The following is a 25,472-nucleotide window of genomic DNA, read 5'->3' as shown; positions in this document are numbered from 1 at the left end:
TATTTGACAGTTTATGATAATTAAAGTGATAGCTTATTTTGATTATGATGGCCTGGTGTTGTCAAAAAGTAAATTAATGATTCCGCTTGCACATTACACAGGTAATATGGATGCATTCTTAATTAAATAATTGGGTGAGGTTAATGTTAATAAACAAAGTCGCTCAACGATTGTTGAGCGACCTTGTTTATTCAAAAATCAAAATAAGATCTAGCAGTACTCGTCAAATGCAGCGACTAGGTTGTCGGCAATCATTTGTGCGGGGCGCCCTTCAATCATGTGTCTTTCAATCATGTGCACCAATTTGCCATCTTTGAAAAGTGCCATTGCTGGAGACGATGGAGGGAAAGGTAGCATGTATTCACGAGCTTTGTCTACAGCCTCTTTTTCCATTCCAGCAAATACTGTTACTAATTTGCTCGGGTGCTTTTCGTTTTTTACGGCAGCTCTTGCTGCCGGCCTTGCATTTGCTGCAGCACATCCGCAGACAGAGTTAACGACGACAAAAACAGTTCCTTCAGAAGGAATGGCCGCATCAACATCTTCAATTGTCTTTAATTCTTGGAAACCGGCATCCGTAAGCTCCTTACGCATCGGTTCAACTAAATATTCTGGATACATCTCTTCTCTATTTTTTTTATATCTACAAATATAAGGTACTTCGGGGCCTTCGTCAAGTTTATACTCTCAAATGAATGTCAGATTTGTAAATAGGAAGAAGCTAACGTTTTGAATTTATTACTGTTAATGGTATTTTTGTCTTCTAACGTTATAACTAAAGAAGATAAATTATGTCATCAATTGAAAGTACTTATGTGCCATACAAAGTCAAAGATATTAACCTTGCCGAATGGGGACGTAAGGAAATAGAGCTTGCAGAAGCTGAAATGCCTGGACTGATGAGTCTACGGGAGGAGTTTGGAGCTTCTAAGCCATTGAGAGGTGCACGTATTGCGGGTTGTCTACATATGACGATTCAGACCGCGGTACTGATTGAGACATTGGTAGAATTGGGAGCAGATGTCACTTGGTCTTCTTGTAATATTTTTTCGACACAGGACCATGCTGCAGCGGCGATTGCCGCAGCGGGAATTCCGGTGTATGCGTGGAAGGGAATGACAGCGGAGCAATTTGACTGGTGCATTGAACAAACGTTATATTTTGGGGAGAAGCGTCATCCTTTGAATATGATTTTGGACGATGGTGGTGATTTGACGAATATGGTGTTTGATAAATATCCAGAGCTGATTTCGGGGATTAAAGGATTGTCGGAAGAGACCACTACTGGTGTGCATAGGCTCTATGAACGCATGAAAAATGGAACGTTGCACTTACCTGCTATCAATGTGAATGATTCAGTGACGAAATCTAAATTTGACAACAAATATGGTTGTCGCGAATCATTGGTGGATGCTATTCGTCGGGCAACCGATCTCATGCTTGCGGGTAAAGTGGCTGTAGTAGCTGGATATGGTGATGTGGGGAAGGGGTCTGCGGAGTCATTGCGATCAGCTGGTGTACGGGTTATCGTGACCGAAATTGACCCTATATGTGCTTTGCAAGCTGCAATGGAGGGGTTTGAAGTGAAGAGGTTTGCGGATGCAGTAAAGGAAGCTAACATCGTAGTGACTACGACGGGGAATAAGGATATCGTGCGTGCCGAACACTTCAAAATGATGAAGGATAAAACAGTGGTCTGTAATATAGGACACTTTGATAATGAAATCGATGTTGCTTGGTTGAATACAAATTATGGCGGTACGAAGATTGAAATTAAACCTCAAGTGGACAAGTACACAATAGATGGGAATGACATTATTTTGTTGGCTGAGGGACGATTGGTAAACTTGGGGTGTGCAACAGGTCATCCTTCTTTTGTCATGTCCAATTCGTTTACTAATCAGACATTGGCACAGTTGGAACTATGGACAAATACTGCAGCTTATGAAAACAAAGTGTATACATTGCCGAAGTATTTGGATGAAAAAGTGGCACGATTACATCTTGCACATATTGGAGTGGTGTTGGATGTGCTTACAGAAGAGCAGGCAGCGTATATTGGGGTAGCTGTTGAGGGGCCTTTTAAATCGGATGCCTATCGCTACTAGATAATATTTTTATTTGAAACAAAAGGAGTAAAGTTTAACGACGACTGTGTTAAACTTTACTCCTTTTGTTTTTTATGATAGATTTTAGCTCTGTTTGCCCGACCAATCAGCGTCTGATAATAGCGTGTGTACTGCAGATAAGGCATTTTGAAAACGGTCATTCCCTAAACCAGAGATGACGGTGTATTTGGCGTTTAAAGCATGCAGCTCATTTTTCCATACTTGTAGAAAATGATCTCGCTGATTTGGGAAGTCCCTTAAGGGGTCGTCTTGCCAAGGGAGATCAATGTCCATCAACAGGTATAGGTCGTATGGTCTTTTGCATATTTCGTTCTTGACGTGTACTGGTGTATCTCCAAAAAGGTAATCGCACCAAATCTTAACAGTCAATATAGTAGTGTCACAGAAGCATAGATTCTGCTGGGCAAGTGGAATCAAACTGTTTTCTAATGCAACCTGCCCGTAGTACATGTTGATTTCGTCTTGCAATGTATATGCGTTATGCAAGTGTTTGCAATATTCTCGTGCATATTCAGGGACACAGATGGTTCTGAAATGCGCCGCAAGTGCTTGTGCGATTGTGGATTTTCCTGTTGACTCGGGCCCAACAACAGCTATTTTTAGGAGGTCTGGATGTGTTGCAAACATATATGGCTATAAAGATATGTATCTGGGGAGAGGATTATCAATTAAATTGATGGAAAAATGTACCTATGGAGCGCCAGAGATGGCTACTGGCCGTTCCAGTAGGGAGGTTTGGGCTGTTTGTTGTGGCATCTGTTGAGTAGGAGCTGACATAAGTCTTTGTATTTGCGAATCTAAAGATACAAACTTAGTCCGCTGTTAGGCGAAATCTTTCGTCTTTGAAGGGTACTGAATAAAAAAATGAACCTAGTTAAGGAGACTGTCAATCAGAGCAAGGGGAATGGGTTGGAGGCCATACGTCTAGATCTAGGTGTAAATCTTGAGTTCAATGATGGTGTTACTGATTTCCTTGGTTGTCAATGTAAACCGATCTATTTCTTTTGGAACCAATAATGGATGCTGAGACATTTCGGACAGTGATAATGACTTGTTGGCACAGATGGCTAGTTTTTTGAGCTTCTTTCTGATGGATGGTGTATTCAGGATGAGTTGCCACTTTGAAGTGTTGGCTGATCCATAATCTTTATGTGTCAAATAGCTGTTGAAAATGTAGCTATCCTCGTCTAAATAACTTATTTGCTTTTTCATAGATGTATGTCAAAAATAATTGGCTTATTCTTTTTATGCTCTCCTAGTAACAAAAGTAGTCATTCAATATCAAGTAAAATATACCTAATTATGAGTATTTTTTAATTAATTGTCATTGGGCTTGTTGGGTATTTTGTGTTAAAATAAGCGATCAAACCCACTGGCGCTATACCATTGTAAAGTACGGTAGTAATCGTGTAGGGGCCCGTCATTGTCTGGATGTGGGATGTAGCAGGTCAACCCTCCATTTTTCTTGATCTCGTAACCATTGAATGAAGGAGTGTTTGCTTTGAAAATTACAGTGCGAGCGAGCTGCTGAGATAGGGGTTGGGTAATGACAGGACCAAAATTTTGAAAGAAGAAGTCTTCAAAGTCAAATGCAATCAATGGATTGCCTATCCTGTCAAAATCCATACGTTGAATGTTATTGCGTTGTAAGTTTGGGAAGGGTGACGAATAAGCTTTCAGGAGTTGCTGGGAAGTTGTTGCTAGTGTGGCTAATTGTAGGCCGTCTATTATGGATATGGTCGCCGACCTGAATAGTCCGCTCTTACTATTGTAGTGTTCATAATATTTTTGAGCAATCATCTGATAGCTTTCAGGCGATATGTGGAAAAGGTCATTGGTTATCTTGTTATATGGCATGCCATTGGAGATTACTTCTCCAGGTGAAGATATAAAGTATTTTGCTTTTTCTTTTATTTCATAGAGGACCTCTACACTGGCCATGGAACAGGCGTCGAACATGATGAAATCGAGATTGTCTGGTAGGGCTTGTTTGAGGTGCTTGATGTCCATTGTGCTCCCATTATCGTCGCCAAATGACTTGACTTTGACACCTCCATGGTTAGGGGGTATCCATCCTGTAGCGTGTGACCAGAGGATGAGTCCGTAGGTCTGTGCGGGGTATGCGGCTTGAATGTCTGCTATCACTTGCTTCATGACGGTGGGGTCAGAAGAATTATGAGGAGCGTACTCTTTGATTTTCTGGCTACGAATATCAGGGGTTTGATCGGGTGTTATCCTGTAAAGTGCTGGGTTGGTGCCTTGGAGACGGGCGTATACAATCAGGTCGCCGTCAACATTTCCGATGGCGGCTTCCATTTGATTGATATTTTCGTAGGCCTCGTTGATTAGACTGTTGTTTGCCGCGAGGTAAGCAATTACAGTTCTAAATTTAGGCTGTTCTTCAGGGTGTGTGGGTAATTCTTTTTTACAGGACTGCAAGCCTAGTAGAAGTATCGCGAGGGTAGATATGATGGATAGGAATCTCATGGCCGTGGTTCAAAAGGTTAATGTTAAGGATTGCCTGGTTAATGGAAATCTTTTTTGTTGAGCTTATATTTGACAACTACAGTTGCTATAAAAAGTATGATGGCAATCAGCAAATATAAGGTTGTTTTTAATAATTCCATGTTGATAAAAGGTTTATAAAATTTGAGGTGGTTGGTCAATGTTAAAAATTGGAGAAAAAAGAAGGTGGCCGGAGCCACCTTCATACTTCGAACTGGGTGTGTTAGTTCTTAGTTGTTTGGATTTACTACAATGTAGACTAGTTTTTCAACTTCTCCTATTGTTGGAGCTTGTCCTAGGTTCCACTTGTTATGTACCTTCACTTTGTAAACAAGTGTGATAGGTTGTTGCAAGTTTGCACCATTGTTTGTCCATACGGCGTTGTCTCCATTGACAGTCGCTGTTGCTCCACTTTGAAGGGTTAGCGGTGTGCCACTTGTGCTTGTGACTACTCCTGCATACGCACCTACGAAGCTGCTAGCTGTCAAGCGATAAGGTGTTCCGGAGAACGTCGCTGCAATGCCATTAGTTGTGAGGCTAATACCGTAATTTGCTTTCAATGTGCCATCATTCTCGGTTCCTGTAGCAGCAATGCCATTGAATCTGTAGATAATGTCATTATTGAAGTTGCTAACTTCGATGGCTCTACGAAGGTCAAAGGTAGACGTATTCGATCCAGAGTTTTCTTTGTCTGTCATTTCTCTATAAGGGGCACGAAGAACGATTGGTTTTACCGGATTCACAAATTTCACGTCGAAATTCTTCACTTCGTAAACGGCGCCGTTCACCTTGGTGGTTACAGTCAAAACAACATTTCCATTGTTTACCCTGTCTCTAGCTGCGGAGTTAGTCGCATCAAGTTGTACTTCAGCAGTAGTATGGCTAGTACCGTTTACAATCGAGATTCCAGGATATGTTACGTTGTTGATGCTGTATTCAAACGTAGTTGTTGGTTTGTTTGCTCCTGATACAGATTGAATGGTCCAGTAATCCCACAGGTTAGCATATAGCTGCCAGTTGTTACCGCCAATGTTTCTACCGTTGATAATACCGAAAGTTTGTGAATTATCCCAGAACGGTAGGTCTTTGTTCAACTTGTCAATCATTGTACCTGCAACTGTTACTGTGATGGATACATTGACAACTGGATCAGTAGATACAGACGAAATGTATTGACCTGTCAACGTGTAGGTACCAGGCATTACTGTGTTGGCAATGTTCACTTTTCTAGTCGTAGCTTGTACATTGGAGTTCATGTCTGCATGGAATGTGAATCCTGCTGGTAGACCGCCCGGTACAAATGTATAGGTTGTATGGAAGTCAGCAGCAGATTTTCCAGTTGTGCTGTACGCTACGTCCATAGAAGATAACGGATTAGGCCATACGATGTCCTTGGTAACTGAAGCAGTTGAAACTACATCGTGGTTGATCACGCCAGATAAACTAATAGGCGTAGGTGCTGTCTGCGTATAGTCAACTTTCACATAACGGGTTGCTATAGCTTGTGTGCTAGTTGCTGACGCGTATAGTTTTACCTCTACGATAGTATGGTTGTTAAGAGCCGCAGTGTTGTAAACGCCAGGCGTAGATTCTCTTACCGTAATCTTTCCTGTAGCTGCATCTACTTTTAGCCAGTTGGCTTCAGTAGTGCTAGGGTTGGCAAGTGCAAAACGCAAGTCATAACCAGCTAATCCGTGGTCATCCATGGATACAATTTTGTTGCCTACCTGCGTACGAGCGAAGAAACCACGTAAATCTTTCTCTAAATCAACAGCTCCAACGTATGTGGTGCGTCCGTCGATGTTGTTCTCGGCATTGTTGAATACGTGCAATGTGTAATGGGCAGCAGTTTTTGCAGCAGCATTTGTTGCAGAAATAGATGTTGCTTGATTGCTTGCAGCACCCTCTCCAAACGCGCCTCCAGTGAAATTAGGCGTTACACCACCTGCCAACTCATATTTGGTTGTTGGCTTCACTGCTTTTTCGATAGTTACTTCGTCCGCTTCTACAATCTCTTCTTTGGCAAGATTATAACCTGAAGCAGCAAATCTTTGGTTGTCTGCTACTTTTGCATGTGTATTTTTTAATTGTAATGCGACAAACAAATCGTTGTTATCTGTGTTTTTCGGGAAGATAGAGTTCGCATTTCCATCAGGCTTGACTTTAACTGTGATATCTCCGAATGTCTTAGCCGTATTGGTAATCGTGAAACTATTTGAAACGGATCCGCCAGAAGATCTGAAGACAATCTTTTCAGCATTTTGCGTCAATAGGCCAGTCGCTAAATAGTTGTCAGTTGCAACACCAAATGGATTTAAGTTGTACTTAATTTCAGCCTCACCTTGCATCCAAGTCGTTCTATTTACGTCGTCATTGACGATACGCGGGAAGAAAATAACAGGAGAATTGTTGTTAGTGAAAGCTGGTACTAAAGCTAAGCTAGATACTGCAAGTGCTTCTTTTGAAAGGAATACAGTAGTCGGTTGGCCATTGCTGTCTGTGATGACAATGGTGTATCCGTCATTGACCTCCATTACTGCCACTTCACCAGGATAAGCAAGTACTTGTGGAGCTACTGCTACACCATCGATCGCCCAAACTTTTTTACCTGCAACATCGATAATAGAGACAACTGAACCATCTCTACCTGGTTGTCCGTCAACACCATCTTGACCTGGCGCTCCTGGGGTGCCAGGTGTTCCTGGCGCTCCGTCTTGACCTGGCGTTCCAGGTGCTCCGTCTTGACCTGGAGTTCCTGGCGTTCCTTGATCACCTTTGTCACCCTTATCACCTTTCGCTTTCGCTCCAGTCGATTGGTAAGTTTTGCCTCCATCAACACTGATTTCCCACATGTCGTTGACAATGCGGAACATTGTGCCTGGTTTTCCCTCGACACCGTCTTTGCCATTTGTACCATTTGTACCATCGGTACCATTTGCTCCACTTCTGATGGGATAGGTAGTAGTCTTGCCATCTGCACCTTTTAGTGTGATGTCAAATCCACCCGTCACAGGTGTGACAGCCGTAACGACATAGTTTTTAGCTAGGTCATCTAGTTTTGTTTTTAATCCTGCAAGATCAGAGGTGTTCTGATTGATGCTGTTCTCGAGACGATTGATATCATCGTCGTACTTTTTACACCCTTCAAATACTACCGTACTCGAGAGTGCCAGTGCCAAGGCTACTTTGGATAAATGTTTAACTTTCATATTTTTCGTAATGATTTTTTTGACATGGCCGAACCTGTTGCCAGTTTTGATTTTTAATTGTTTTTTGTGTTACTATGATTTTGTTAAAAGCTGTTTTTTAGTTGTTAATAATGACTCTTCAATTAAATTGCAATATTTTTGGTAAAAGTACAATATAATATTGTATTTGCAAATGTTTTTTAATTTATTTTTTTTGAAACTTATATTCTTCTCTGGCAACGGGGGGCTGCGGATTAAAAAAAATGGTCTTGGTATTGTATTATTCGTATATTTTTATTTCGATTTGAAAGATTTTTTCCTCTTTATTTTCATTGATGAATTTAATTTCTAAGATTGCTTTTTCACTTTTCTTAACTATCTGGATGTTTTTCTCGGGGTTGTTGATTTTTAATATGTCTACTATATCAGCATTGGTTTGACTCCAAAATGCACATAACTGCATCACATCCTGCATTGTGATATATGAGGGGTCATCTTGTTGGTTGCTGTCCACTATCGTCGCGTGGTTTTTTTTGGTGTCTTTTTTTCTTGACATAACATAGATATTGGTAATAGGGGAGGCTTATGCCTGTAGCATATTTATCATGTTATCCGTTTACTGGGTATTGAAATATGTGTACGTTATTATGGATTTCATGGTACATGTTCGTTATTTCTGTGGATTGCATATATTTTTTGTAGGGTAATGTATGCGGCTTATGTTAATAATCTAAATAATAAATTGCAATAATACAATATTGTATTGTATAATCAAATTTTTTATTTCGATAAATATTATGGAAGGTTTAATGTTTGGCGTCGTTTTTGCGTATTATTGTTTTTTTTAAAGTAACTGTAATTTTATATATGTCAAGTTGGGAAAGATTGGAACAGATTATTGAACATCTGGGACTCAATGTGAATTCCTTTGCGAAAGAGATTGGTCTGAAACGGTCCGAGCGTCTTTATCAGATAAAAAAAGGGAACTATTCCATCAGTAAAAATCTGTCTTCGATTATATCGGAGAGATTCCCCGATATTAACGAGGGCTGGTTACTTACGGGTAATGGAAATATGCTTCGGTCGGCTTCTCTGTTAAAGAAAATTCCGCTTTATGGGATTGGCTTGGAAGACTTGCCTGCAGATCTGAGCGTCCTTACTCCCACGGACGAATTGGAGATACCTGTTTTGTCGGGTAGCGACTTTGCTGTAGTGAATAATGGAGAGGCGATGTCACCTGAAATTGCACACGGCAGTATGGTTTTTGTACGCAAAGTGGAGGTCGATTCTGTTCTTTTTGGAGATATCTATTTGATTATTTCCGAAAAATTTAATGTTATCCGATTTGTTCGTGAATATGATTCGGAAACTTTGCGCCTTGCGGCAAAAAATGCGAAAGATTTTGACGATATCTTACTGAAAAAATCATCCATTCAAGCAATATATAAAGTAAAGGGCGTATTGTCTATGCTGTCCATGTAGTTGTATTATGGGCATAACTGAGGTTTTCGAGATTAGTCAAAATCCTCTCTGAGAAGATGTTCAAAAGTCTGTCGCAAATCTTATTACAGCATCTATCCGCAAACTGATGGAGTGCTTGGTGCCGGTATTTTTTATTAATGTGTTCTCTTTTTACAGGTTCTTGAGTTTGAATGATTTTTCTTTTGTTCGAACCTAAGCTTTATTATTTTTCTTTTTAATCTTTATTGTACCAATTTATTCGCGCAGTTTGTGCTGGCGAACGATTCGGGCTTGGCTTTGAATACAAATCCCATTCCCATGATATATCCCATGGCTTCTTTAAGTGCTACGTTTGATTGGAAGTTGGGGTTGGTGTTGATGTCGGCGTGAACTTCGAGGTCGACATGGTATTGGTCTAGGAGGGGACAGATGTGGTAGGCGATTTCGATGGATTTTTGGACTTCGAGTAGCATTCGCTCTTTGATGCCCATCCGGTAATTACGCCTGTCTTTGTGGATGAACATAAAGCCACCTTTGTGTTCTCGAAGAAAGACGATGACTGTTGCAAAATCTATAATTCCTCGCTTGACCTGAGAGTCTGTTCCGATGTATACTTTGAGTCTATTGCCTAAGTGCGTCTCTCTACTAATGATTTCTTCCACGGCTTCCATGATGGGAATGCGGATGTACTCGCCATTGTATTTTTGCCAATTCATAAAGTGAAAATTTTAAGGGTGAAAAAGAACGTACCGTATGATAGTATAAATGTAACTGTTGTAAATCGTGTTTTTGCATTTTTGTGTGCTAAATTATTGTTAATTAATTACATATAATGGTTATTCCTTGTTTCCATAGGCAAGGTCACCGGCGTCGCCTAGTCCTGGAACGATATATGCCTTACTTGTCAGTTCATTGTCTACGTCGCCCACCCATAGTATGGCTTCTGGTAGGAATGCTTTGACATGTCTGAGGCCTTCTTCGGACGCTATGACTACTGCAATGTGGAGTTCTTTGATGTTGTGCTCGGCCAAGAGCTCTTTACAACATAGTACTAAGCTTTGGCCAGTCGCCAGCATGGGGTCTGCAATAATGACAATCTTGTCTTCCAGATTGGGTGTGTTGACATATTTTTTGTGAATCTCAAATTCTCCACTTTTTTTTGTATGTCTATATGCGGCTACAAATGCATTGTCGGAACGGTCGAACACGTTAAGAAACCCTTGATGAAAAGGTAGTCCTGCTCTGATGATAGTGCCTAGTACGGGATGTTCTATGGGAAGATGCGTCTCGGCAATACCCAATGGGGTCTCGACAGATACTTGTTTGTACTCTAATGTTTTGCTTATTTCGTAGGCCATTATCTCTCCTATACGTTCCAGATTTCGTCTGAATCGCATTCGGTCTTGCTGAATATGGACATCTCGTAATTCGGAGATGTATTGATTGGCTATACTATTTTGTTTTGTCAGGATCGTTGTCATACGGTTTGGATGTTTGCTAGTTAATATACGTAAAAAATACTAGAATTGTTTGAAACAGTATGAACGAACCTTGTTATGCAGATCGGATTTTTTACACTTTGTGATTTGGCGACTTTAAGATGGCACCCTAGTTTGATTGCGATTATGATACCAGAGAGTGTCAAGAGGAATGAATCTACTTGCCTTTCCGATGTGCACTATGTATTATTGTTATCGAGCTGTAGCGGGACTAATTTTTTATGGTAGAATTAGACTGTCTTGCGTCAATGGGGGGATGTGTGCTTGCAGCCCTCGGTTTGTGAATGCAAAGCATTTTATCTAAGTTTATACTTTATTGAAGGGTGCTACATGAAATTTAAACTCACGTCCGAATACCGTCCTACTGGCGATCAGCCACAAGCGATTAAAGAACTAGTTGCAGGGGTAAATGAAGGAGAGACTTATCAAACACTTTTGGGGGTTACAGGGTCTGGTAAGACATTTACGATTGCGAATGTGATTCAAGAAACGCAACGACCTGCGCTGATACTTAGTCATAATAAGACATTGGCCGCTCAGCTATACGGGGAGTTTAAACAGTTTTTTCCTGAAAATTCTGTCAATTATTTTGTGTCTTACTACGATTACTATCAACCGGAAGCTTTTATCGCGTCTTCCAATACCTACATCGAAAAGGATTTAGCGATTAACGAAGAAATCGAGAAGTTGCGGTTGGCGACGACGTCTTCGTTGATGTCGGGGCGAAGGGATATTGTGGTTGTTTCATCGGTATCGTGTATCTATGGTATGGGTAACCCCGAGGATTTCTCAAGGTCTATTTTTCGTTTTGCGGTGGGCACAACTATAAGTCGGAATGCATTTTTACATCGTTTGGTAGAGATCTTGTATTCGAGGACTACAACCGAGTTTAAAAGGGGGACTTTTCGTGTTAAAGGCGATACAGTGGATATTTATCCCGCTTATCTGGACTATGCCATACGGGTATCTTTTTTTGGAGATGAGGTCGATGAATTGAGTGAAATCGATCCCGTTTCTGGAAAGACGATTAATAAGATGGAGGATTTAGCCCTATTTCCTGCAAATCTCTTTGTAACACCGAAGGAAAAATTTACCTCTTCTATTTGGGCGATCCAGGATGAGTTGATGCAACGTAAGACGCAGTTGGAAGAGGAAGGGAGGATGTTGGAAGCTAAACGTTTGGAAGAGCGTGTCAACTATGACCTGGAGATGATGCGTGAACTTGGCTATTGCTCGGGAATTGAAAATTATTCTCGATTTTTCGATGGTCGTGAGCCTGGTATGCGACCGTTTACACTGTTGGATTATTTTCCCGAGGATTATCTTCTTGTGATTGATGAGAGCCACGTGACTATCCCTCAGTTACGGGCTATGTATGGCGGTGATCGGTCGCGGAAGGTTTCGCTAGTAGAGCACGGATTCAGACTGCCTGCAGCGATGGACAATAGACCACTTAATTTTTCAGAATTTGAATCTTTGACTAATCAAACTATATATGTATCGGCAACGCCTGGAGATTATGAATTGCAGCAGACAGAAGGTGTGGTGGTTGAGCAAGTCATAAGACCTACGGGACTGTTGGATCCTATTATAGAGATTCGTCCGGCCATTAATCAGGTAGATGATTTTCTGGAAGCTGTGGATAAAGCGATTAAAGAGGGGGGGCGTGTATTGGCGACTACATTGACCAAGCGCATGGCAGAGGAGCTTACCAAATATATGACTCGACTCAATGTGAAAGTACGCTATATCCATTCGGAGGTAAAGACTTTGGAGCGTGTAGAGATTTTGAGAGGACTACGGCTTGGAGAGTTTGATGTGCTGGTGGGAGTGAATCTGTTACGAGAGGGATTGGATCTGCCTGAGGTGACATTGGTTGCAATTTTGGATGCAGATAAGGAAGGTTTCTTACGTTCGGAGAGGTCGTTGATACAAACGATTGGGCGAGCAGCGAGAAACGATAAGGGAAAGGTTATTATGTACGCGGATAAGATGACTGATAGCATGCGGGTGACTATTGATGAAACGAACCGGAGGCGTGAGAAGCAGATGAGGTATAATGAGGAGCATAACATCACACCGAGGACCGTGGGCAAAACCAGGGAGGAAATCATGGGACAGACATCAGTTGCTGATTTTAATGGAATGGAACCTAAAATATATGTCGAACCTGATCCGACAGAAGTTATTGCAGCAGACCCAGTGATGCAGTATTTGAGTGAAAAGGATATTAAAAAGGCTATTGAAGTTACGCGCAAGAGTATGGAAAAGGCTGCAAAAGAGATGGACTTCCTAGAGGCTGCCAAGTTGAGGGATGAAATGTTCTCTTTAGAAAAAATCTATGAGGAGAGATTTGGTTAATATTGGTTTAAATATTTGATATTTAAGTAAATTGTTTTTATATTTAAGTGTTTTTGCCAATACTTAAATGACCGTGTATGGTATTTATTCCCAATGACGGATTATCTTTTATAGCCGACGATTTTTTTTCTTGGTATGAGTGAGATTTAGAACCCTGGAATTGCGGGGCTGTATTGTCATGCGATTTTTTGCCTAAAGAGGTAGAAGGTACGGATTGCATGAGCTGTAAGTTTAATCTTTTATCAATCATATATTATGAGAACGAACGCGAAAAAGAACTTCTATGCTATCCTGCTAATTGTATCGGGATTATTTTACTCTTGTGGGAAATCAATTCCCGATCCTGAATTAATTGGCGAGCATCAAATTAGATTTCAAGTAGACGGTTTCAATGCTTCAGTCACTCCTCTTCCGTCTAATGATGTGAAGGGTGCTCATATGCTGGCTGAGGTATCGGGTAAAGTGCTATATCATTGGTCATTCAATCAAGAATCATTACATCCAGACCTAGCAATCGATAAATCTTCGGTCGTTTGGAATATCCAGACAGATCGAATTAGTTATGTGGCGGGGAAAGCCTTTAAACCATATGAAGCCGGAAAGGCGCTCTCTGTAAGGGGTATTTCCGAATTCACACTTGGCATTTCCATCAAGGATGTCAAGTCACTAGGAGAATTGGCTTTTCATATTTCAGGCTCGGATACAGGACCGAAAAAGTTGGATTTGTCTTACTCGAAAGATGATGGGGCAACTTACCTTCCTCTCCTCCTGAATTTTGACTTCAGTGATGTCAAGAGCACGTCATGGGGAGATGTAATCCAAGATTTGTCAGCTATTGATTTGTCTGGAAATGTGCAAAAGCTGGTGTTTAAATTTATATTGAAAAATGCTTCAAATCCGACTACTGGAACCTTCAAAATAGATAATTTTAGCATACAAGGGGAATATGATGGGCATATCGAGGAAGGGGTGCCTGCGATTCGAAAGTTACACTACTACATATTCAACCAAAATGATGGGGGGCTTGTGGCGTCTGGCGAGGCGGAAGTTGTGTCAGGGAGTACACAAGTGGAATTGCCCGTAGCATTGAGTTCGGGACGTTACCTGGCTTCTTTTGTGCTGAACCAATCTACAAAAGCCTTGATATTGCCCAAGACGATTAAAACAATAGATGATTTTTATATTTACAATTCTTTTGAAAACTTTGAAAACAATGTATATGGAGGGGTAATCATAGGGTTGGATATTGATGGGGACCAGCATGTACCTATTACATTACGACGCTACTATTCAGAGATTAGATTTGAATTTACAGATGTAATGGATCTCACGAAAGTGGCTAATATAGAGATTGTTCAAGAACATATCCTTCCCTATTATGTGCCATTTGGTAATCGGGTATTTTCGACTTTGACAGATGCGACCAAAGTTTCGATGCCTACGACATTTGGACCGGATAATCGATTTATCCAATTTAACCAATTTTTAGGTGATTTGGATAACGTACGAGATGTGGCTTACCTTATTCGGGCATACGATCGAGATAAAAAGGTGCTGCGAGAGTTTTCGGTCAGTTCGGCTATCAAAAATAATGTTCAACTGACGTTTAAGGGGAATCTGCTAGATGGTATACATACGGATGGTAAGTTTGTCATTAATCTGGACGAGGCATGGGGAGGGAGCGTGGAGCAGCCTTTTTGATTAAACGAATATTATTTATTCTTTTACCGATTTTGCTTGTATTGTAAGCTCAAGTTCTTAAATTTAGCTTTTTAATCACCTCAATAATTAAGGGAGTTAGGTAAAGATGAGAAAACCGATATTGGTTGTTAAGTTCGGTTCGGCAGCCATTACTACAAAAGAAGGCGAAATAGATGAGCGGATTGTTTTGGAAATAGCAAGGCAAGCCGCGGAATTGCAACAGAGATATAATATTGTGATTGTGTCTTCTGGGGCGGTGGCTGCAGGAAAAAGATTTTTGCCTAAGTATGCTGGGACTTTGTCTGAGCGTAAAGCTGCCGCTGCGATTGGTAATCCACTTTTGGTTCGGAAATACAGTACGTATTTTAAACCGTTTAAGATTGGGCTTGCCCAGAGTCTCTGTGAACGGCAGCATTTCGCGAATCGGAATCAATTTTTACAATTGAAGAGTACGTATGAAGAGTTATGGAAGAATAATATCATTCCGATAGCAAATGAGAACGATGTGGTCAGCAACAAAGAGTTGAAGTTCTCGGACAATGACGAACTGGCAACGTTGATAGCAGTAGGGTTTGGAGCAGAACAGATTTTGTTTAGTACTTCGGTGCCTGGTGTGTTGGATGGTGAGGGCAAGGTTATTCCCGAAATAAAAGTCGTTGATAAGGATGCGCTTTCTTTGGCGCGGACGGAGAAATCGGCAGTAGGCCTTGGAGGAATGACCTCTAAGCTGAACTTTGCTCGACTGGCTAGCCAATTAGGTATTAAGGCGGTCATCTTTAGTATGCAGACGGAAAATGGATTATTAAAAGCGGTGAAGGGGGAAACGGGTACGGTGTGCCTTCCTCAAGCGAGCAAGGTCTCGTCGCGTAATAAGTGGATTGCGAGTGGGAGTTTGATAAAGGGGGAAGTGACGATTGATAAGGGGGCTGTAGAGGCGCTCCAAAAAAGAAAGAGTCTTCTAGCCGTGGGTGTAAAGGAGATTGTGCAGGGCTTTGAAGCAGGGGAAGTTTTTCATATTTCGGATGAAGACGGCGTGAAAATAGGGGTTGGGAAGGCTCGTGTGGATGCTTCTTCATTGACGGATATGAAAAGTAAAAAGAATGTAGAACTGGCGAATGCCAATGATATTGTACTGTTGTAACGTGAAAAGTATAGAAAACCAACTGATGGCCGCAAAGGCGGCAACCCGCGACATTCAACGGTTAGAAAATCAAGAACGATCGGGAATGTTAATCCGATTGGCCGATTCGCTCGGTGAGCATATTGCTGAAATATTGCAGGCTAATGAATTAGATGTGACTCAACTGGATGTAAATGATCCTAAACGAGATCGTTTGGTACTAACTGTTGATCGCATTCATGATCTCCGTGCCAGCTTAATGGCTGTTGCTAAACTGGAAGATCCTACTGAACAGGTGCTTTCTTCCAAAGTATTGGATAATGGATTGTTGATTGAAAAGAAAACAGTTCCGCTAGGTGTGGTGGGCGTAATCTATGAATCTCGGCCGAATGTTACTATTGATGTGGCCTCTCTGTGTATACGCTCCGGTAATGTATGTGTGTTGCGGGGTGGAACCGATGCTTGGCACACCAATAGGGTATTGGTTGATTTGATTCGGCAGGTGTTGCAAAATAGTGGTGTGAATCCTGATGTAGTCCAATTATTGCCTACTGACCGTGCATTTGTAACTGAATTGCTGGAAGCCACGAATTATATTGATATCATTATCCCTAGGGGATCACAGTCATTAATCGAATTTGTGCGTAGTCATGCGAAGGTGCCTGTCATCGAAACTGGGGCGGGGGTGTGCCACACTTATGTAGAGACGACGGCAGATTTGGATAAAGCAGCGGCGATTGTCGCGAATGCGAAAATCAGTAGACCTTCAGTCTGTAATGCCTTGGATACGGTATTGGTAGATCGCAATATTGCGGAGGCTCTATTGACTAAATTAATGCCTGCTTTTACGGAAGCTGGTGTGGAGATTTTTGCAGATAAGGAAGCGTATGAGATATTGGAGCGAGGGGGATATGGATATTTACAACAGGCTAACGACTTGGATTTTGGTAGGGAATTTTTAGATTTGAAATGTTCGGTTAAAATATTGGATGGTCTAGATGAAGCATTGGAGCACATTGCTAAATATTCATCCAAGCATTCGGAGTGTATTGTTTCACAGCGGCAGTCTAGTATAAAGCAATTTATGCAAGAGGTGGATGCAGCAGCAGTGTATGCAAATGCATCAACACGCTTTACGGATGGTGGAGAGTTTGGCTTAGGGGCAGAGATTGGAATTTCCACGCAGAAATTGCACGCAAGAGGACCTTTCGCATTGGAGAAATTGGTCACGGAGAAATGGTTTGTAATAGGTGACGGGCAAACCAGATAAATAGAAACACGATGGGAATAAGATTTGAGAAAGACACATTGATGAACTGGATGAACGAGATCGGAAAATATCTACGGTTGATTACAGATCGATATAGTGCATTTGAAGAAGTGGAGGACACGGATTTCTTTAATCAAGGATATATTGACTTTTTTGGGAAAGATAGGAGTTTCTTCTTAGGGCTTTCGGACGAGGACCTAATGGCCTATATCCGAACAGATCTAGAGGTCGAGCAGCTTCGCCCGTTGGGATTGGTTATGATGCAAGATGGGTTGCATAGTGGACAGCTTTCTGAACAGCAGAATTTGTTGATGAAGGCGAGACTAATATTGGATTATGTCATAAAGCAAACATCGAGCTTTGCTTTTGAAGATTATGGTTATCTAGCGACGATAGATGCTAAATTAAAATAAGGCACTTGATAGACCAGGTGCCTTATTTTTTTTCCTGTTATAGGACGTCTATCCGTTTTCCATCCCAACTTACAGCTTTGATACTAGTTGTTCCTTCTGGAGTGCGTACTGTCGTCGTTGAGGCATCTGCAGATCCGGCCCCCACAAATGTGACTTTAACTAATCTGTCTCCAATATAGGTCTCATAGGCGACAGCATTTTGCCACTTGTTGTTGTCTATCAGTAGCTTCTTGTCTTCTTTTGAGTATCCTTTTCCCGTAACCCCCATGACTTCCAGTTTATTTTGATAGGCCTTGACACTATTGGCGGTGATGTAATGTAGGACTGGTGTGGAAGGTTTGGGATATTTTGATGTATATTTTTTAATAGCTAAGATGTCTTCATTGGTAATGGTCATCTGTGCACAGATGTAATCATCAACCCATAGGTCGATCGGCGTTAACATACCTGATTTTTCGAAGAAATCAGATAGGTCAAGTTTAGTGGCATCACAAGCATTTTTGATGAATTCCAATTGGTAGTAGGCATCTGATTTGCCTTCGGTTTGGGGAGCATCTATCGCTTTTGTGAAAATATCTCCATAAAAATTGGAATTGCCCCAGGAATTGCCCTTACCAGCAACAGCGAAATACAGTTGGAGCTGCCATAGCGGTACCAATTTGACAAAGTGGTCTCCACCCCAATCGCGCGGACGTTCTCTATCCCATCGGTCAGGTCCAGCTTGTGTCAGCCAAGGTTGACGATGGATAAATGCAGACTCCATGTAAGCCGTGATACGCCCACCTACAGTGGGTTCATCATAGTCTTTTAATTTTTCGCGTTCTAATTTAGGTGTTGCAGTGTTGTATATGTATTGTGTCCATACGGAGTAAATGTTGTTAGTTACTTCGGTGGTACCGACCCACTTCATATTGGGACGTACCTGGTTGACATGACCAAATTCATGCGCTACTCCCCAAGAATTTTTGCGAAGATTGGTTACACTGGCGATATCCTTCATGGTGTTGTCATGAAAAGCGGCTCCAATGCCATCTGCATGCATGAATCCTTTCCAGATGACTCTTCCAAACATTCTGTTTTTCGGGATGCGCTTTGTTTGCTTCAAGCCCATGATTTGATGTTGGATGCCGACAATAGAATCATAGAGCTGTATAAGTTCAACTCCTTGGTCTGGTGCGTGGACCCTTAATGATGAAACTGCATAAGCTAAATGCACTTGTTTGCCTACAATGTCGATGACGGGACCGGAAGCATTATCTAATATTTTTTTCCAATCTTCATTGGTATGTTTACTAATATCAAATATCTCATTAAGCTGACCAGTTAAGATATGGATGTCAAGCTTTTTTTTGCTAACGTTGCCGTCTGTATAATTGTAGATATATGCATTTCCTTGATTTTCAATTTTGAAGGTATTGTAGCCTTCTTTTAAGGGGTAGTCCTTTTGTGCAAACTTTTCGTTGTCCCAATTCGTCACACGTAGGGAAGGTGTGGCTCCATGTGTCTTTCCAACCCAAATGACGGCGGAGTCTCCAGTGTTAAAATAGATTCCGGTTGGATTTTCATACTGTGAATATGGGCTTGTCTTGAGCTGGGATGCCAAGACTTTGGGAGAGAGGTATTGTGCATAACTACGATAACGTTGTGCTAAGGGGTATTCTTTGTTGTAAAGTTGTTGGGCTACGCGTTTGAATATAGGATTTTGTATCCCACTTATATCTTCTGATGTCACGTTTTTTCGTAGTGCTGTCAGATTGACATTTTTAAAAATATCGGTGGTATTGATTTGTGCATATGCCATATTGGACATGACTAGGCATATGAATAGTATTTTTTTCATAACAAGATTAAGTATATCAAACCCAAATATATCTAATCTCTTGTGCTATCTTTAAGGACTAGGGACGGGCAATCGATTGCCTAACTTTAATATCATGAAAAAGTTACGGATGAATAGATTTTTCTAATACTTCTAAGAGTGCGGGGATTCCAGAGTTTCTATTTTTTGGATTCCAAAGCAGGGATAATTGACTTCGTTGTGGAAGATGTGCCAACTCAATAAAATTGACGGGGATATCATATCCAATCTTTAGAGAGGTTGGTACGATGGCAACTCCGAGTCCTTTTTCTACGAGTTTGAAAATACTTAGTGCATTTACGGTCTTATGATGTACTTGGGGAATGAAACCATGGTCGCTGAAGATACTCATGACGAGCTCGTAGTAGGCATTCCCATAATCTCGGGAGAATAAGATAAAGGATTCATCTTTAAATTGTGTCAGAGAGACGAAATTGTGTAGTTGTATGGGGTAATCTTTCGGGATGACTAATGAGAAAGATTCATCTCCGATTTTTTTCATCAATAGACCGAGAGGAGGTACCGCAGTTCGGACGAATCCAAAGTCTAATTTATTGGTTTGAAGAAAGTGGACTTGTGTATTGTTAGGAAGTTCATTCATACTGACCTCGATTAATGGAAAGTCTTCATTGAGACGAGATAGGAGGTCGGGCATAATACTTTGTGCAGCAGAACCAATGAATCCAATAGAGAGGTCGGTAATCTTCCCATCGGCTATTTTTTTTATTTGTACACGGATATTGTCCAACTGACTCATGAGAATATCAACCTCTGTCTTTAGGAATGCTCCGGCGCGGGTAAGGTGGACCGCGCGTTTACCTCTTTCGAAGAGGCGAGCTTGATAGATGTCCTCCATCTGCTTAATCTGCCTTGTAAGACCGGGTTGTGAGATAAAAAGTCGTTCGGATGCTTTCCGAAAATGTAGTTCTTCGGCTAATACACTAAAATAGATGAGATGCCTTAATTCTATTTGATTACTCATAGTTATCAATTCTTGACTTTTTTGGTATTTCTGATTATCAAATATAGCTGGTAAATTTGATAAAAGCTTCTCTTCTATTGAATTCAACGTAGCAGAAGTGCATCCATTATAAAATCAAATCGCGCATATGATAAAATCAATATTCCATTACGGTGAAGATCATCTAAAGACATCAACTGCCCTGGCTATTGCGAAAGGGAAAATCCGTGCGGAGCTATCTTCATCTTATAGAGTACGTGTGCAACAGAGTGCTAAGATTGTAGAAAGAATTGTTGCTTCAGATGAGGTTGTCTATGGTATCAATACTGGTTTTGGGCCACTATGTACTACGATGATAAATTCTACAGATACGAAGTTATTACAGGAGAATATTCTAAAAAGCCACGCGGTAGGTATTGGAGAGCCTATTGATCAAGAGCTTTCCAAGTTGATGTTGATTTTGAAGGCTCATGCGTTGGCGCAAGGATTTTCAGGTGTACAGGAAAGTACAATCGATCGTATTATTTGGCATATAGATCATGACGTAATTCCGTTGGTGCCTAAACAAGGGTCGGTTGGTGCTTCAGGAGATTTAGCGCCGCTTTCTCATCTGTTTTTGCCCTTAATCGGTTTGGGACAAGTATACTACAAAAATGAGGTGCGCGAGACTTCAACATTGTTAATTGAAATGGGGATTGCTCCTTTGCATCTGGCAGCCAAAGAGGGGCTAGCTTTAATCAACGGGACACAATTTATAGCTGCACATGCGGTCATGGGGGTAGTCAAATTGCATCAAACCTTGATGCAGGGAGACTTGATTGCGACCTTAATGCTTGAAGGGATGAATGCATCCATTAAGCCTTTCTTTAAGGAACTCCACGATTTAAGACCTTATGGGGGAAATAAGTTTGTAGCGAGTACTATCTTTAATCTATTGGAAGGGTCTGAAATAGTTACATCTCATGCCAATTGCTCGCGCGTGCAGGATCCTTATTCACTGCGTTGTATCCCTCAGGTACATGGTGCTTCTCGTACAGCGTGGCTTCACTTGAAAGAATTGGTGGAGATTGAAATCAATTCGGTCACGGATAATCCTGTTTTAATTAACGATAGATTGACAATTAGTGGAGGGAATTTTCATGGACAACCACTTGCAATGGCTTTGGATTATGCTTGCTTGGCGACTTCAGAAATAGGAAATATTGCGGACAGGAGAATCTATCTATCGTTAGAGGGAGATACGCCGAATGTCCCTAAATTATTGTTAAAGTCAACTGGGCTCAACTCTGGATTTATGATTCTTCAATATACAACTGCAGCATTAGCTAGCGAGAATAAGGGGCTTTGTTTCCCTGCAAGTGCGGATAGCATTCCGACTTCTTTAGGGCAGGAAGACCATGTCAGTATGGGATCTATTAGTGGACGCAAATTGTTGCGGGTATTGGATAATGTCGAAAAAATACAGGCAATAGAATTGCTCTGTGCAGCACAGGCCTTAGACTTTCATGCGCCGCTCCGGCCTACGCCTATAATTGCTGGCTTGCACGATTATATCAGAAGTTTAATCCCTCACGTGGAAGAGGACCAGACAATGTCGGTGATAATAGATACTGCATTGACTATAGTTCGTAATGGGGAGCTATTAGATAAAGCCAAAAGGGTGGCTGCTCAAGAAGGTGTAGATTATGTTGGTGAGGGGAGCGAATTGTTTGACAGTTATTAAATGATGGTCATGAATAGAAATCAATATATACTGATTGGTCCTTTTAGTGAGGTTTTGACGATGGAGGGAACTCCTCTTAAGGGAGCGTTGCACGATTCGGATTTAAAAGTGATTTGTGACGCCGGGATATTGTTGGACGGCGCAACGATTAAAGCTATTGGTAATTTTGAAGTCTTGCAGCATGAAGCTAAAGAGTTGTCTGCAACAATACTCTCTATTGATAACGACATGGTGCTGACACCGGGCTGGATAGATGTGCACACCCATATTGCTTTTGCAGGGACAAGAGCTCGTGATTTTGGAATGCGAAATGCGGGAAGCTCCTATCTTGAAATCGCCGAAAGTGGCGGGGGAATTTGGAGTACGGTAAAAGATACTCGTGATGCGAGTGAGGAGGAATTGGTTTTCTTAATTCTGAAACGAGCAAATAGCCTGATTAAACAAGGCATTACTACTATTGAAGTGAAGAGTGGCTATGGTTTGAGTGTGGAGGAAGAGCTGAAAATATTAAGAGCTATTCGGAGGGCGGGGACTATCTGTAAGGCAACACTCGTACCGACTTGTTTAGCTGCACATACGTTGCCCAAAGATTATGTAGGCACGCATACAGAATATCTGGATATGATAGCGAGGGAATTATTTCCGATACTGAAAGCCGAGGGGTTAACAAACAGGATAGACGCATTTATAGAAAAAAGTGCTTTTTCGAAAGCCCAAATTGAACCATACTTTATGCGGGCGAAAGAAATGGGATTTGATATAACGGTTCATGCAGACCAGTTCTCCACATCAGGTAGTGAAGTAGCTATAGCGTTTGGAGCGAGGAGTGCGGATCATTTGGAGTGTTCAGGCGAGCGGGAGATTCGACAATTAGCAGCGTCAGATGTAGTTTCTGTAGCATTGCCAGGGGCGTCTCTAGGTATTGGTTGTGCCTTCACACCGGCTCGACAGCTGTTGGATGCAGGTGCGAGTCTAGCTATTGCTAGTGATTGGAACCCTGGATCGGCACCTATGGGACAGCTGATGACACAGGCATCGATTTTGGCTACGTTTGAGAAGTTGACGAATGCAGAAGTATTTGCTGGCTTGACCTGCCGTGCTGGGGCTGCATTGGGTATGGAGGATAGGGGGGTATTAGCCCCCGGATATAGAGCAGATTTTGCTATTTATAGGACAGCACATATTGAGGAAATAACCTATCTGCAAGGACAAATGATTCCAGAGGAGGTGTGGATTGGTGGAGAACGAGTATTGGACTAAAAATGTAAAAGTATGACATTTCAAGAAGAAATTTTACAAGGAATACCCAATCGGTTACCTGAGAAAAGAGGGCGTAGTATAACGGTTAGTCATGCTCCAAATCGTAAGGCAATCTTGACTGAGGAGGAACGAAAACTAGCGATACGGAATGCATTGCGTTATTTCCCGGTATCTTGGCACGCGGAGTTGGGAAAGGAGTTTTTAGAAGAGCTGGATATATATGGTCGTATTTACATGTACCGATTTATGCCTAGATATAGGATGTATGCTAGACCCATCGAGGAATATCCTGCTGAAAGCAAGCATGCAGCAGCAATCATGCTGATGATTCAGAATAACTTGGATCCTGCAGTGGCCCAGCATCCGGAAGAATTAATTACGTATGGTGGCAATGGTGCTGTGTTTCAGAACTGGGCACAATATCGCTTGACTATGCAATATTTGGCTAATATGACAGATATACAGACGCTGCATATGTATAGCGGCCATCCAATGGGATTATTCCCTTCTTCTACCGCTGCTCCAAGGGTCGTTGTAACGAATGGAATGATGATATCGAATTATTCTAAACCTGATGATTGGGAGCGTTACAATGCATTGGGCGTTACACAATATGGTCAGATGACAGCTGGGTCCTATATGTACATCGGACCGCAGGGAATCGTACATGGTACCACTATCACGGTAATGAATGCATTCCGTAAGAAGTTGGAATTGGGAGATAATAGTAGGGGAAAGCTATTCTTGACATCGGGCTTGGGGGGAATGAGTGGAGCCCAGCCTAAAGCTGGAAATATTGCCAAATGTATTACAGTATGTGCTGAAGTGAATCCTGTGGCTGCAAAGAAACGTCATGAACAGGGATGGGTGGATGAGTTGTTTTTGGAGATAGGTGCATTGATCAATCGGGTGAGATTGGCCATGGATCGAAAGGAAGTGGTATCTATTGCTTATATCGGGAATGTGGTGGAGCTATGGTCGCGTTTTTATGAAGCGGATATTTTTGTAACGGTGGGTAGTGACCAAACATCTTTACACAATCCTTGGTCGGGAGGATACTATCCTATGGGTCTTAGTTTTGAAGAGTCCAATGCTTTGATTGTCTCAAATCCAAAGTTATTTGAGCAGAAAGTGAAACAGTCTTTGCTTGCGCATGTAGAAGCAATAGATAAGCATACGGCGAGGGGAACTTATTTTTTCGATTATGGTAATGCCTTTCTTTTGGAAGCTAGCCGGGCAGGTGCGGATGTGTTTGCGGACAATGGTATAGATTTTAAATACCCATCGTATGTACAGGATATTTTAGGTCCAATGTGCTTTGACTACGGGTTTGGTCCTTTTAGATGGGTGTGTACTTCAGGGAAGCCGGAAGATCTTGCCTTGACGGATCAGCTGGCTTTGGAAGTAATGTTGGAACTTAAGCAAGATGCTCCTGCGGATATCCGCCAGCAACTTGATGATAATATCCAATGGATCCGTGAAGCGGGAGAGAATGCACTGGTGGTAGGCTCTCAAGCGCGCATCTTATATGCAGATGCTGAGGGACGAATTAGAATTGCAGAAAAATTTAATCAAGCTGTTCGAGAGAGATTGGTGTCGGCACCTATTGTTTTAGGACGCGATCATCATGATGTAAGTGGCACAGACTCGCCCTATCGGGAGACGAGTAATATTTACGACGGAAGTAAATTTACGGCTGATATGGCCATTCATAATGTCATTGGGGATAGCTTCAGGGGGGCTACCTGGGTATCGATTCATAATGGCGGTGGTGTCGGATGGGGTGAGGTCATCAACGGTGGTTTCGGGTTGGTGTTGGATGGTACCGCACAAGCGGATGAAAAATTGGTGCAGATGTTGTTTTTTGATGTGAACAATGGTATTGCCAGAAGGGCCTGGGCCCGTAATCCGGAAGCAATGGATGCTATAAAACGAGAATTGGAACGCAGTAGTCAGCTTAGGGTGACTCAGGCACACTTGGTCGCGGATGAGACCATCAGAAGCTTATTTAAACAATAGCTAC

At 41.7% G+C, this 25,472-nt stretch carries 20 protein-coding genes; 10 read left to right on the top strand and 10 right to left on the bottom strand.

The annotated features are described in order from the left end of the window. Positions 1-210: 210 nt before the first annotated feature. The gene (locus OQ289_RS20110) at positions 211-621 is read right to left on the bottom strand and encodes a BrxA/BrxB family bacilliredoxin (protein ID WP_033565533.1); all 411 of its coding nucleotides are present in this window, start codon (positions 619-621) and stop codon (positions 211-213) included. Positions 622-791: 170 nt separating this feature from the next. On the opposite strand from OQ289_RS20110, the gene ahcY reads away from it, so the two are divergent. Further along, the gene (gene ahcY / locus OQ289_RS20105; RefSeq protein ID WP_270088533.1) at positions 792-2,108 is read left to right on the top strand and encodes an adenosylhomocysteinase; all 1,317 of its coding nucleotides are present in this window, start codon (positions 792-794) and stop codon (positions 2,106-2,108) included. Positions 2,109-2,192: 84 nt separating this feature from the next. Here the strand turns inward: ahcY and OQ289_RS20100 are convergent, their stop codons facing one another. The 5 genes from OQ289_RS20100 to OQ289_RS20080 form a co-directional block, all read right to left on the bottom strand. Continuing rightward, positions 2,193-2,756 (bottom strand): ATP-binding protein, encoded by a 564-nt coding sequence (locus OQ289_RS20100; RefSeq protein WP_270088532.1) that lies wholly within the window; start codon positions 2,754-2,756, stop codon positions 2,193-2,195. A 303-nt stretch (positions 2,757-3,059) separates the two neighbouring features. Beyond that, a complete protein-coding gene (locus OQ289_RS20095; protein ID WP_270088531.1) occupies positions 3,060-3,341 on the bottom strand; it encodes a hypothetical protein in 282 nt (93 codons plus the stop codon). A 138-nt stretch (positions 3,342-3,479) separates the two neighbouring features. Next, positions 3,480-4,616, bottom strand: a complete 1,137-nt coding sequence (locus OQ289_RS20090; protein WP_270088530.1) for a clostripain-related cysteine peptidase — start codon at positions 4,614-4,616, stop codon at positions 3,480-3,482. A 248-nt stretch (positions 4,617-4,864) separates the two neighbouring features. Next, the gene (locus OQ289_RS20085) at positions 4,865-7,843 is read right to left on the bottom strand and encodes a hypothetical protein (RefSeq protein ID WP_270088529.1); all 2,979 of its coding nucleotides are present in this window, start codon (positions 7,841-7,843) and stop codon (positions 4,865-4,867) included. A gap of 259 nt (positions 7,844-8,102) precedes the next feature. Beyond that, on the bottom strand, positions 8,103-8,378 hold the full coding sequence (locus OQ289_RS20080) for a hypothetical protein (RefSeq protein WP_270088528.1): 276 nt from the start codon (positions 8,376-8,378) through the stop codon (positions 8,103-8,105). 311 nt (positions 8,379-8,689) lie between these two features. Between OQ289_RS20080 and OQ289_RS20075 the strand changes: the two genes are divergently transcribed. After that, the gene (locus tag OQ289_RS20075) at positions 8,690-9,304 is read left to right on the top strand and encodes a S24 family peptidase (protein ID WP_270088527.1); all 615 of its coding nucleotides are present in this window, start codon (positions 8,690-8,692) and stop codon (positions 9,302-9,304) included. A 221-nt stretch (positions 9,305-9,525) separates the two neighbouring features. On the opposite strand, the gene OQ289_RS20070 is transcribed toward OQ289_RS20075, so the two are convergent. Together OQ289_RS20070 and upp are read right to left on the bottom strand one after the other, a co-directional pair. Next, on the bottom strand, positions 9,526-9,999 hold the full coding sequence (locus OQ289_RS20070; RefSeq protein ID WP_033565525.1) for a ribonuclease H-like YkuK family protein: 474 nt from the start codon (positions 9,997-9,999) through the stop codon (positions 9,526-9,528). A gap of 120 nt (positions 10,000-10,119) precedes the next feature. Continuing rightward, complete coding sequence (upp, locus tag OQ289_RS20065; protein ID WP_033565524.1) at positions 10,120-10,764, bottom strand: uracil phosphoribosyltransferase; 645 nt, start codon at positions 10,762-10,764, stop codon at positions 10,120-10,122. A gap of 348 nt (positions 10,765-11,112) precedes the next feature. On the opposite strand from upp, the gene uvrB reads away from it, so the two are divergent. The 5 genes from uvrB (at position 11,113) to OQ289_RS20040 (ending at position 17,647) form a co-directional block, all read left to right on the top strand. Continuing rightward, on the top strand, positions 11,113-13,143 hold the full coding sequence (gene uvrB / locus OQ289_RS20060; RefSeq protein ID WP_270088525.1) for an excinuclease ABC subunit UvrB: 2,031 nt from the start codon (positions 11,113-11,115) through the stop codon (positions 13,141-13,143). Positions 13,144-13,398: 255 nt separating this feature from the next. Further along, positions 13,399-14,844 carry a hypothetical protein gene (locus tag OQ289_RS20055; protein WP_270088524.1) on the top strand — a complete coding sequence of 482 codons (1,446 nt, stop codon included), beginning with the start codon at positions 13,399-13,401 and terminating at the stop codon, positions 14,842-14,844. Positions 14,845-14,950: 106 nt separating this feature from the next. Beyond that, the gene (proB, locus tag OQ289_RS20050; RefSeq protein WP_270088523.1) at positions 14,951-15,985 is read left to right on the top strand and encodes a glutamate 5-kinase; all 1,035 of its coding nucleotides are present in this window, start codon (positions 14,951-14,953) and stop codon (positions 15,983-15,985) included. Position 15,986: 1 nt separating this feature from the next. Next, a complete protein-coding gene (locus OQ289_RS20045; protein ID WP_270088522.1) occupies positions 15,987-17,234 on the top strand; it encodes a glutamate-5-semialdehyde dehydrogenase in 1,248 nt (415 codons plus the stop codon). A gap of 11 nt (positions 17,235-17,245) precedes the next feature. Further along, the gene (locus OQ289_RS20040) at positions 17,246-17,647 is read left to right on the top strand and encodes a hypothetical protein (RefSeq protein ID WP_270088521.1); all 402 of its coding nucleotides are present in this window, start codon (positions 17,246-17,248) and stop codon (positions 17,645-17,647) included. Positions 17,648-17,684: 37 nt separating this feature from the next. Here the strand turns inward: OQ289_RS20040 and OQ289_RS20035 are convergent, their stop codons facing one another. Next, positions 17,685-19,487, bottom strand: a complete 1,803-nt coding sequence (locus OQ289_RS20035; protein ID WP_270088520.1) for a M60 family metallopeptidase — start codon at positions 19,485-19,487, stop codon at positions 17,685-17,687. 103 nt (positions 19,488-19,590) lie between these two features. Then, complete coding sequence (locus tag OQ289_RS20030) at positions 19,591-20,487, bottom strand: LysR family transcriptional regulator (protein ID WP_270088519.1); 897 nt, start codon at positions 20,485-20,487, stop codon at positions 19,591-19,593. 127 nt (positions 20,488-20,614) lie between these two features. On the opposite strand from OQ289_RS20030, the gene hutH reads away from it, so the two are divergent. Genes hutH through OQ289_RS20015 form a run of 3 tightly spaced genes read left to right on the top strand, consistent with a single transcriptional unit; the run spans position 20,615 to position 25,468 of the window. Beyond that, entirely contained in the window at positions 20,615-22,189 is a 1,575-nt protein-coding gene (hutH, locus tag OQ289_RS20025; RefSeq protein ID WP_270088518.1) for a histidine ammonia-lyase, read from the top strand. Positions 22,190-22,198: 9 nt separating this feature from the next. Then, the gene (gene hutI / locus OQ289_RS20020; protein WP_270088517.1) at positions 22,199-23,449 is read left to right on the top strand and encodes an imidazolonepropionase; all 1,251 of its coding nucleotides are present in this window, start codon (positions 22,199-22,201) and stop codon (positions 23,447-23,449) included. Positions 23,450-23,461: 12 nt separating this feature from the next. Then, positions 23,462-25,468 (top strand): urocanate hydratase, encoded by a 2,007-nt coding sequence (locus OQ289_RS20015; RefSeq protein ID WP_270088516.1) that lies wholly within the window; start codon positions 23,462-23,464, stop codon positions 25,466-25,468. The last annotated feature ends 4 nt before the right edge of the window (positions 25,469-25,472 follow it).

Source organism: Sphingobacterium sp. SYP-B4668 (genome assembly GCF_027627455.1).
Taxonomy (GTDB): domain Bacteria; phylum Bacteroidota; class Bacteroidia; order Sphingobacteriales; family Sphingobacteriaceae; genus Sphingobacterium.
This window is presented reverse-complemented; position numbering and strand designations above follow the sequence as displayed.